The organism is Dietzia sp. B19 (assembly GCF_014145155.1).
In the GTDB taxonomy this organism is placed as follows: Bacteria; Actinomycetota; Actinomycetes; order Mycobacteriales; family Mycobacteriaceae; genus Dietzia; species Dietzia natronolimnaea.
Map to the genome: position 1 here is coordinate 1 of NZ_JAALED010000017.1, position 3020 is coordinate 3020.

4 protein-coding genes are annotated in these 3020 nt (G+C 70.8%); all 4 read right to left on the minus strand.

Features of this window, described 5'->3' with window-relative positions:
• A partial coding sequence (locus tag G6020_RS00835; protein WP_182609340.1) for a sigma-70 family RNA polymerase sigma factor occupies positions 1 to 877 on the minus strand: 877 nt, incomplete at its 3' end.
• 40 nt (positions 878 to 917) lie between these two features.
• A complete protein-coding gene (locus G6020_RS00840) occupies positions 918 to 1265 on the minus strand; it encodes a YciI family protein (RefSeq protein WP_179525288.1) in 348 nt (115 codons plus the stop codon).
• A 290-nt stretch (positions 1266 to 1555) separates the two neighbouring features.
• Positions 1556 to 1753 (minus strand): hypothetical protein, encoded by a 198-nt coding sequence (locus G6020_RS00845; protein WP_182609341.1) that lies wholly within the window; start codon positions 1751 to 1753, stop codon positions 1556 to 1558.
• Between the two features lie 75 nt (positions 1754 to 1828).
• A partial coding sequence (locus tag G6020_RS00850) for an acyltransferase (protein ID WP_182609342.1) occupies positions 1829 to 3020 on the minus strand: 1192 nt, incomplete at its 5' end.

The following is a 3020-nucleotide window of genomic DNA, read 5'->3' on the forward strand; positions in this document are numbered from 1 at the left end:
CGCCGGCCGCGGCCTCCATCGCCAGGGCCAGCCCCTCATCCGACGCCAGACGGTCCCACCGGTCCCTGTCCTGCTCGCGCAGCGGGACGGGGAGGCCCTCGTCGTCGACCCTGGCCGGCGCGCGTGCCTCGGTGAGCAGCAGGAGCGCGAGCAGGCCCGTCGCCTCCGGCTGCCCCGGTACGAGCCTGTGCACGATCCGGGCGAGGCGGATGGCCTCCGTCGTGAGGTCCCCGCGCAGGTGGCCGTCACCGGTGGACGCGGCGTATCCCTCGGTGAAGATCAGGTAGATCACCGCGAGCACCGCGGGCAGTCGAGCCGGCAGATCATCCGGGCCGGGCGTGCGGATAGGGATCCGCGTGACCCGGAGGCGCTTCTTCGCCCGGACCAGGCGTTGCTGCACCGTCGTCACCGGGAGGAGGAAGGCGTGGGCGATCTCCGTCGTCGTCAGACCGCCGAGGTATCGCAGGATCAGCGCCACCTGCTCGTCGGTCCTGAGCGTGGGGTGGCAGCACGCGAAGAACAGCTCGAGCCTGTCGTCAGGGATCTCGTCCGGTTCCACGACCGCACGGACCGGCGGCGCGGAGGTTCGTCGGTCCTCCTCGACCCGGAGACGCGCGAGACGCTCGGTGAGCGCCTTCTCCCGCCGGAGCCGGTCGATCGCCTTGCGGGTGGCGGTGGTCGTGAGCCACGCGAGCGGGGAGTCCGGCACCCCGGTACGGGGCCAGGCCTCGATCGCCGCTTCGAGCGCGTCCTGGGCCGCGTCCTCCGCGAGATCCAGATCCCCGAAGCGTGACGCCAGCGTGGCGAGGAGGCGCGAGTGCTCCTCGCGCCGCAGTGCGACCAGCACGTCCGACGCCGCCGGGCCCGGGGCGGTCACGGGGTCACCCCCGCGTCGCCCCGGACCCGTCGGTCCGGCATCAGAACTCCAGCATCGCGCGGACCTCGACCCGTCCGCCCCTGGCGCCGGGGCACTTGGCGGCCCAGGCCAGCGCCTCGTCGATGTCCGCCACGTCGATGACGATCGTGCCGCCCACGAACTCCCTGCTCTCGGCGTACGGACCGGACGTCACGACGGCGTCCGTCCCGCCCGCGGGGATCCTGACCGTGACGCCGGTCTCGGGGTCCTCCAGAGCGAAGCCACCGGCGAGGACGCCGGCCTTCTCCAGCTCGGCGTCGAAGGCCATGAACTCCTCGACGCCGGGCCCTTCCTCCTCGCCGCAGCGCACGTCCTCGAGGTTGGCCATAAGCAGCAGTACGTACTTCATGTCGATCTCCTGACTGGGAGTGGTGGATGCCGGCCGCGGTGTTGTGCGCCGACACCTCCATGACGAACAGCCGCCGCAAGATCGACAGGTTCGCACAATAATTCTCCGCGCTCTTCCGGATTCCGCTCCCGGGCGCACCAGGACGGGAGTCCTCAGCCGTCGGATCCACACGCTGCAGGCTCACCCACACGCGACATCTCGTCCGGGAATGACGATCACGCGTGTGGATTCAGACGTGAGACGACCGAGGAGGCGGTAGCGGTCGACGCCCGGCCCACCGACGCCCGGGCTCAGTACCGATCGTCCGGCAGCCGGCGGCTTCGGGAGCGCATCGCGAACAGGAGACCGATCACGAAGAGCACCACGCCGGCCACCATGAGGATCACCGCGAGGGTGTTCGAGTCGATACCCGGAATGTTGACCTCGACCGCGTACATGAGTATCGCGCCGATCACCACAAGAACCACTCCGCCGCCGATGTAACCCATGTCTGTTCTCCTTCGTCGTGACCGCGCGCCTGTCCGCGGTCGTGCGGCTCACCCTACGAGAACTCGGCGCCGAATTCAGGCGTGCGGAGAGAGGAGCTTTCGCGCCGGTTCCTCGATGAACCGGTAACTGGCCGCGCCCACTGCGATCGACCCGACCACGGTTACGGGCCAGATCACGCCCATCCGCCGGGTCCACAGCGAGGTGCGGGTGAGCGGGAACGCGTAGTGCAGCACGATCAGGTGCCAGAGGAAGATCCCGTACGACCAGCGGCCGATCGCCTGAAGGGGTGCCGACTCCAGGATGCGGAAGCGCGTGCCCGCCGGGGCCAGGACGACCGGCCCGAGGAAGTAGAACGCCATCGCCGCGGTGAGCCCGTTGCGCGCGGCGTACTCGCGGCCGCTCGGGTGGTGGAAGCCCTCGGAGAACCAGCGGGTCGACGTGGTGGCGAGCAGCGCCCCGGCGCCGGCCGTCCACCAACCCCACCTGGCATAGGATGCCCGGCTCAGTCGGGCGAGCAGTCCCGGGCGGGCGGTGGCCAGCTCGGCCAGCAGCATCCCGGAGGCGAACCAGGCGGAGAACGCCGGCGGCAGGATCTGGACGTTGATGCCCCTGGGCAGGAGCCGCAGGCGCTGCCAGGGGATCAGCGGGAACAGCAGGCCGGAGAGCCCGAAGGCGCCGACGGCGGGCAGCCGCCATCGGGCCCTGTCGCCCCGCAGGTTCCTCATCCCGGTCCACAGCGCCGGGAGCGCCAGGTAGTAGGCCATCTCGACCGCGAGTGACCAGGCGTGCGTGAGCCCGGAGACGAGAAACCTCCGCTGGTAGATCTGCGTCAGGGTGAGGTTGCGCAGCCAGACCACGGGGCCGTTGATCCGGTTCTGGGGGAGGAGCACCATGGCGACGGCGACGAGCACTGAGTACGCGGGCATGATTCGCACGAGCCGGGCCCGCAGGTAGGGGATCACCGCGCGGGCCGTTCCCGGCCGGTCGCGGCGGGCGTGGTCGGAGTGTGCCCGCCACAGCAGGAAGCCGGTCTTGGCGAAGAACACCGCGACCAGCATGTCCAGACGACCGTAGAGGCGGCGCACCGGCGTCCCGTAGGACATCCGGGTCACGAACGCGACGTGGGTGGTGATGATGCCGATCGCCGCGAGGCCGCGGAGACCCTCGAGCGCCGGGATGTGACCGCGAGCACCGGCGAGCCGCGGCTGCTGCACCCCGGTGGCCTCGGCTACGGCGGTCTCGGGAGCGTCCGCCAGGGTCGGAGCC

Excerpts from the sequence above, each read along its gene's own strand:
- G6020_RS00840 (WP_179525288.1), bottom strand. The coding sequence starts at position 1,265 with ATGAAGTACGTACTGCTGCTTATGGCCAACCTCGAGGACGTGCGCTGC.
- G6020_RS00845 (WP_182609341.1), bottom strand. The coding sequence starts at position 1,753 with ATGGGTTACATCGGCGGCGGAGTGGTTCTTGTGGTGATCGGCGCGATA.